Below are 6,287 nucleotides of genomic sequence, written 5' to 3' on the forward strand. Positions count from 1 at the left end.
GGCAAGCTCGAGCCGGTCGGTGTCGGCGGCGTGATCGTGCAGAACGTCACCCTGCACAACGAGGACTACATCAAGGGCATCGGCAACAAGGGCGAGGTGCTGCGCGAGGGGCGCGACATCAGGATCGGCGATACCGTCGTGATCCAGCGCGCCGGCGACGTGATCCCGCAGGTCGTCGACGTCGTGCTCGACAAGCGGCCGAAGGGTGCGAAGGAATTCGCTTTCCCGAAGAAGTGCCCGTGCCCGCTGCATACCGACGTCGTGCGCGAGGAGACCGCAACCGGTGAAGAGGGTTCGCGCGCGCGCTGCACCGGCGAGTTTGCCTGCCCCTATCAGAAGATCGAGCACCTCAAGCTGTTCGTGTCACGGCGCGCCTTCGACATCGACGGCCTCGGCGAGAAGCAGCTCCAGTACTTCTTCGACGAGGGCTGGGTGAAAGAGCCCGCCGACATCTTCACGCTGGAGAAGCGCAACTCCAGGCTCAAGCTCGAGGAGGTCGAGGGCTACGGCGCGACCTCGGTGCGCAATCTGTTCAGTGCCATCGAGAGCCGGCGCAGAATTGCACTGGAGCGCTTCATCTATGCGCTCGGCATGCGCCATGTCGGCGAAACCACCGCGCTGGCGCTTGCGCGTGGCTACGGCTCCTGGGATGCCTTCCACGACGCCTGCCTCAAGGTCGCCAAGGGCGACGAGGAGGCGATGGCGGAGATGGATGCGCTCGACCAGATCGGCGATACCGTGATCAAGAGCATCGCCGATTATTTCGGCGAGAGCCACAACCGCGGCATCGTCGAGCGGCTGACCAGGGAGGTCGAGATCATCGACGCCGAAAAGCCGAAGAGCAACTCGGCGGTTGCCGGCAAGACGGTGGTGTTCACGGGCTCGCTGGAGAAGATGACGCGGGATGAGGCCAAGGCCACCGCCGAGCGGCTTGGCGCCAAGGTCTCGGGCTCGGTGTCGAAGAAGACGGATCTCGTCGTCGCCGGCCCCGGTGCCGGCTCGAAGCTCGCGGACGCCAACAAGCATGGCGTCAAGGTGCTCACCGAGGATGAGTGGTTGGCGCTGATCGGGGAGTGATGCTGGTATTGTCGTTCCGGGGCGATGCGAAGCATCGAACCCGGAAGTTCGGGATTCCGGGTTCGCCTCTTCGAGGCGCCCCGGAATGACGGTGAGAAAATCTCACATCATCCCGCTCTCTTCCTCCTCCGCCTGCTCGATCAATTCCTCGCTCACCATGACGTCCCGGCGCGGCACGACGAAGATCATCATGCAGGCGCAGAGCAGCGAGATCGCGAGCACGGCCGAGGTCAGCGGCAGGGTCGTTGCGGAATGGCCGCCGAGATAGGCGCCGAATTGCGACATCAGCGCGCCGATACCCTGCTGGAGAAAGCCCATGGCGCCCGACGCGGTGCCGGCGGCCTCGGGGCGGACGCTGATGGCGCCCGCAGCAGAGTTCGCCATCACGAAGGCGTTGCCCACCATCACGATCATCTGCGTGCCGAACAGCCAGCCTGGGGCCTCGTTCCAGCCGGTGAAACTCCACAGCAGATTCAGCAGGCTGCCGCAGAGTTGCAGGGCCAGGCCAAACCAGATCAGCTTCTCCAGCGAATGCCGCGGCGCAAAGCGCACGCAGAGCAGATTGCCGACGAGATACGCAAAGCCTGTCGTGGCGAACCAGGCGCCGTATTCGGCACTGGTCCGGCCCATCTGCGTCACGACGATATAGGGTCCGCCGCCGGCGAAGGTGAAGATGATCTGCGAGGCCAGCACCTGGCACATCACATAGCCGATGAAGGCGCGGCTCTTGATCAGGCTGCCGACGTCGCTGCGAAAGCCGCCGCTGCCGACTGCGCGGTCGCGGCGCGTTTCGGGCAGTGCGATTGCGATGCCGATTGCGACGGCAACCGCGCCGAAGGTGACGGCGTAGAAAATCGCGCGCCAGCCGAATGCGGTCTCGATCAGGCCGCCGGTCAGCGGCGAAACCATTTGTCCGATCATCAGGGCGGCAACCACGAGGCTGATCATCGAGGCGACACGGTCGCGTTCGTAGATGTCGCGGATGATGGCGCGGCTGATCACCATGCCGGAGGCGCCGCCCAGCGCCTGGAAGAAGCGCGCCGCGATCAGTTGCGGCAGGTCTTGCGCGAAGATGCAGGCGATGCTCGCCGCGACCATCAGCGCAAGGCCGCCAAGCAGAACCGGACGCCGGCCGAATCTGTCCGACAGCGGCCCCATGGTGAGCTGCGATAGCGCGATGCCGACCATGTAGAGCGACACCGTCATCTGGGCGATCGAGATGTCGCGCCCGAAATTCGTCGCCAGCACGGGCAATGCCGGAACCAGGATGTAGAGCGAGATCGGCGCGATCCCGGTCATGACGACCAGCAACAGCAGCACCACGCGCGAAGTCGCGATGTTGGTTGCCACTCCCGGCGGTTGGCTGATCATACCGTGCATGGATCGACACTAGCCGCATCGCTGCGGCCGCGAACATGGTCGTTTCGGTATGCGGCTATGCGCGATGCTGGAGCGTTGCGCCAGTTGCGTGGCGCTATGCGCGCATCGTCTAGGCCGTCAGCTCCGCTGTCGCCTGATCCAGCCACGCCCTGGTCGCCTCGTCCAGCGCCGGCCCCACCTCGGTGCGGACGCGGGCGTGGTAGGCGTTGAGCCAGGCCAGCTCGTCCTTGCTCAGCATCGCTGTGTCAATGAGCCGGCGATCGATCGGCGCCAAGGTCAGCGTCTCGAACGCGTTCATCGCTTTCTCGGCGCCCTTGATGTCGGCCGCGACCACCAGCTCGAGGTTCTCGATGCGGATGCCGAAGGCGTCGGTCTTGTAATAGCCTGGTTCGTTGGAGAGGATCATGCCGCGCTTCAGCGCCGTGGTGCCGAGTTTCGAGATCCGCGCCGGGCCTTCATGCACGCTGAGATAACTGCCGACGCCATGGCCGGTGCCGTGCTCGAAATCGATTCCGGCGGCCCACAGATATTGCCGCGCCAGCGTGTCGAGCTGCGCGCCCGTGGTGCCGTCGGGGAAGACCGCGCGCGCGATCGCGATATGGCCGCGCAGCACGCGGGTGAAGCGGTCGCGCATCTCGGCGGTCGGCTCGCCGATCGCCATGGTGCGGGTCACGTCGGTGGTGCCGTCTTCATATTGCGCGCCGGAATCGATCAGCAGGAGATCGCCCGGCACGATGCGCCGGTTGCTCTTGCGGGTGACGCGGTAATGCACGATGGCGCCGTTCGGCCCCGTTCCCGAGATGGTCGGGAACGACACGTCCTTCAACGCACCGGTGTCGCGACGAAAGGTCTCCAGCGCCTCGACGGCGTCGATCTCGGTGAGCTTGCCGCTTCCTGCCTCGCGATCGATGAACGCAAGGAAGCGCGCCAGCGCGATGGCATCGCGCCGGTGCGCCGTCTGCGTCCCCTTGATCTCGGTGGCGTTCTTCACCGCCTTCAGCAGCGCGATCGGATCGCTGCCGCGCAGCGGCTTGCCGCCGCCCTCGGTGATCAACCGGCTCAGCGCCTCGGCCGCGGTAGCGCCATCGAGGGCGATCGCAGCACCGCTTTTGGCCAGCGCCATCAGCGTCGGCGTCAGCGCGTCGGGCTCGCGCACGTCGGCCGATTGCTCGAGATGGTCGCGCGTCAGATTGGAGAGCTTGCGGTGGTCGATGAACACGGTGGGACGGCCGACCTTGGGCACCAGCGCGTAGGACAGCGGCAGCGGCGTGTGTGCGACGTCGGCGCCGCGGATGTTGAAGGTCCAGGCGACCGCATGGCTGTCCGACAGCACCAGCGCCTCGGCACCGAGCTTCTCGATCTCGCTCTTGATCTGCGCCACCTTCTCGGCCTCGGCGACCCCCGCATATTGCAGGCCGTGGATCGCGACCGGTGCGATCGGCTGATGTGGCCGGTCCTGCCAGACTGCGTCGACCGGGTTGCTGTCGACCGCCACCAGTTCGGCGCCGGCCTTGCTGCAGGCGGCCGAAAGGCGTTCGGCTGCCGAAAAAGTGTGCAGCCACGGATCAAATCCTAGGCGATCGCCCGATTTGAGATGCGCCGAGATCCAGCTCTCCGGCGGCGGATCGATCAGCGATTCCACCGCCCATGCCTTGGGGTCGATCTGCTTGGCGGCCTGGATGGTGTAGCGGCCGTCGACGAAGACAGCGGCTTCCTGGGCCAGCACCACGGCAAGTCCCGCCGAGCCGGTGAAGCCGGTCAGCCAGGCGAGCCGCTCTTCGGAGGGCGCCACATATTCATTCTGCTGCTGATCGGCGCGCGGAACGACGAAGCCGGTCAGCTTGCGGCGGGCGAGTTCTTCACGGAGCGCAGCCAGACGCGCCGTCAATGCGACGCCGGCCTCGGGCTCCTCGAATGTCTGGAAGTGTGCTTCGAACATGGCTCAGTTTAGGATCATGGGGATCAGTCCGCAATGTAGACGCAATTGCCCTTTCATCTGGCATGGACTGTGCTTGAAAATGTTCCATTCGAATTGAGTGGAGTAATGGATGCGGCAGTTGCGCTTCGTCCGGATAACAGGGAAGTTCGAGCAAGTGGTTCATCTCAACGGCGAGGGGACACACGATGCCATCGTTCACTTTTGAGAAGATTTCGCCGCCGGTGCGCCGCGCGCCGGTTGCAACGACACCGAAGAAGCCGCGCGGCCTCATCAGCCAGATGATCGAGCGTTTCGCCGAACGTCGTGCAAGGCGGGCGTTGCGCGCTTCGGCGCGCGGTGACGAGAAGCCGATGAAGTAGCCAGATCGACGGTGTCGTAGAGCCTGTGAGTCATTTCCGCATTCGATATTAAAGAGTGGGTAGCGCCCGCGCTGATGTCGGGGGCCGTCGATGTCGAACCGCCGGGGGATGGCTGTGCTGTCTATGCTTTTGCCAGTTGGTGTCCTTGCAGGATGTTGTTGGTGAGGGCGTACCAGAGCACGACGGCACGGACCTTCTCGATGCCGCGCACGGTCAATTGCCTGAGGTCCCAGTTCCGCCACCGGGCATGGATGCATTCGCAGATCGTGCGGGCTTTGTACTGTGCCTTGCCGGCTTCGCTGGCCATGCGGGCCCGCCAGGCCGCGACGCCAGGACCGTCGCTGCTCCGAGGTAAAAAGGGATCGACACCGCTCCTGGAGTTGGGCGGAGGACAGTAGACCTCGACGCCTTCACCGTGCGCCCATTCGATGTCCTCGCCGCTGCAGAACCCGCCATCGGCGAGGTAGCGACGCGGCAAGCGCTTCAGCCGAGTGCGCGTTCGCTCCAGCATCGGCCGCATCAAGCCGCGATCTGATCCGTTGTTGTCGATGTCGACCGTGACCACGATCAGTTCGCCGGCCGCGCTGGCCACCTGCACATTGTAGGCGGGGCGGAAGCCGGCATCTGCCATCTTCATCACCCTTGCCTGCGGGTCGGTGGTGGAGGCCCGGGGCTCCTTCGGCTTTTTGCCATTGCCGCCTTTTTCGTCGAGTTGCTTGCGCTTCCGCTTGATCTCGTCCAAAGCCCTCTGCGCAGCCTGCACCCGCTCACTGCGTTCGCGTGCCGCGCGCTCTCTGGCCGCCCTGATACGCCGGCTGCTGGCTTCCGGATCCGCATCGACCTCGCGCTTGAGCTCTTCCACCACAGCCTTCGCTTGGGCCATCTGCCGGCCGAGCGTTGCCTCCCGCCGGAACGAGCCGGCCCCCGCATTCGCCCGTATCCGCACCCCGTCCTGGGTCAGCTTCTCCAGATCAATCAGCCCTGCCTCATTCAGAGCCACCAGATGTTCGACCAGCAAACGGTCCAGCAGGTCCGCGCAGCCGACCCGGAAATCCGACAGTGTGTGATAGTTCAAAGACACGCCGCCGCAGAGCCAGCGGTAGACGTCGTGACTGTCGCAGAGCCGATCCAACGCCCGCGCGCTGCCAACGCCATCGCTCGTGGCGTACAGCCAAAGCGCCAGCAGCAGCCGGGGTGATGGCGCCGGATGGCCCGGCCTGTTTTCCCGTGCCTTAACCCGATCTTCCAGCTCGCTCAGGTCGAGCCCCTCGACATAAGCCCAGATCACCCGGGCCAGATGATCCTGCCCGATCAGGCTGTCGATATCGACCGCCCGCAATTCGACCTGATTGCGCACGGGCTCGCGCAGCCGAGGTGCACCCCGCGGCACCGCTTCGGTTCGTGGCGCCGACTGATCCGGCAATTCGCCAAAAAGTCCCTCGTCAGCCATCATCCTCTCCAGCAGATCAGTCTGCCTAGAGAATCACATTCGCCCGACACGCGGTACAAAAGATTCACAGTCTCGTAGGGTG

At 64.9% G+C, this 6,287-nt stretch carries 5 protein-coding genes; 2 read left to right on the plus strand and 3 right to left on the minus strand.

Going from position 1 to position 6,287, the window contains the following annotated elements:
• A partial coding sequence (locus AOQ71_RS48815) for a BRCT domain-containing protein (RefSeq protein WP_283809622.1) occupies positions 1–1,077 on the plus strand: 1,077 nt, incomplete at its 5' end.
• Between the two features lie 102 nt (positions 1,078–1,179).
• On the opposite strand, the gene AOQ71_RS29790 is transcribed toward AOQ71_RS48815, so the two are convergent.
• The gene (locus AOQ71_RS29790) at positions 1,180–2,457 is read right to left on the minus strand and encodes a multidrug effflux MFS transporter (protein WP_057754437.1); all 1,278 of its coding nucleotides are present in this window, start codon (positions 2,455–2,457) and stop codon (positions 1,180–1,182) included.
• A 109-nt stretch (positions 2,458–2,566) separates the two neighbouring features.
• Positions 2,567–4,396: an aminopeptidase P family protein gene (locus AOQ71_RS29795; RefSeq protein ID WP_057754440.1), complete on the minus strand. Its 1,830-nt coding sequence runs from the start codon at positions 4,394–4,396 to the stop codon at positions 2,567–2,569.
• 185 nt (positions 4,397–4,581) lie between these two features.
• Between AOQ71_RS29795 and AOQ71_RS46410 the strand changes: the two genes are divergently transcribed.
• On the plus strand, positions 4,582–4,755 hold the full coding sequence (locus tag AOQ71_RS46410) for a hypothetical protein (protein ID WP_167354003.1): 174 nt from the start codon (positions 4,582–4,584) through the stop codon (positions 4,753–4,755).
• A 121-nt stretch (positions 4,756–4,876) separates the two neighbouring features.
• On the opposite strand, the gene AOQ71_RS29800 is transcribed toward AOQ71_RS46410, so the two are convergent.
• The gene (locus AOQ71_RS29800) at positions 4,877–6,208 is read right to left on the minus strand and encodes an IS1182 family transposase (RefSeq protein WP_057742559.1); all 1,332 of its coding nucleotides are present in this window, start codon (positions 6,206–6,208) and stop codon (positions 4,877–4,879) included.
• Positions 6,209–6,287 lie beyond the last annotated feature (79 nt).

Origin of the sequence: Bradyrhizobium manausense, from assembly GCF_001440035.1 — a bacterium.
GTDB classification, from domain to species: Bacteria; Pseudomonadota; Alphaproteobacteria; order Rhizobiales; family Xanthobacteraceae; genus Bradyrhizobium; species Bradyrhizobium manausense.